This window comes from Rhizobacter sp. P3_B12 (genome assembly GCF_056402895.1).
This window is the reverse complement of sequence record NZ_JBFUGN010001743.1, coordinates 1-574: the sequence shown is the minus strand read 5'-3', so window position 1 is coordinate 574 and position 574 is coordinate 1. Positions and strand designations below refer to the sequence as shown.

Below are 574 nucleotides of genomic sequence, written 5' to 3'. Positions count from 1 at the left end.
GTGGCGCACCGTGCGCGCCGAGGTGCAGCTGGTGTCGCTGCAGCACCAGGGGCAGCGGCTGGACAGCAGCGTGATCGAGCTCGGCGGCGTGCGGRCCGCCTACCTGCGGCTGCGCAGCCTCGGCAGCGGCCCGGTGCTGGAGCTCACGGGGGCCGAGGCGACGAGCGCGACGCTGCAATGGCCGCAACCCGCGCTGCAATGGAGCGAGCCGATCGCCCCGGCGAGCTGCGATGGGCAGCATTGCGACTACGCGCTGCCGGCGGTGGCCGTGGAGGCGCTGGAACTGCTGCCGCACGATGCGAACACGGTGGCGCGCGTCGGCTGGCTGGTGCGCGGCGAGGCGGCGCCGCGCCAGCACGTGCATCGCCACGGATTGCGCCGGCACCTGCACGCGCTGCGCGACAAGACCCCGGCGCCGCKGCCCGCGCCGGAGCCGGGCTGGCAGCCGCTGGCCGATGGCAGCGTGTGGTGGCTGCGGTTGCCGACGGGGGAATCGAGGTCGCCGGTGCTGCGGCTCGACGGGGCCGTGCACGCGCAGCTGCGGTTGCAGGTGGCCGGTGGCATGGTGCAGCTC

Annotated in this window: 1 protein-coding gene; it reads left to right on the top strand. The window is 75.5% G+C overall.

The window, feature by feature from the left end; genetic code table 11:
* Positions 1–574 (top strand): DUF3999 family protein (locus AC1D01_RS37990; RefSeq protein ID WP_477875158.1); only part of this gene is annotated, 574 nt, incomplete at both ends.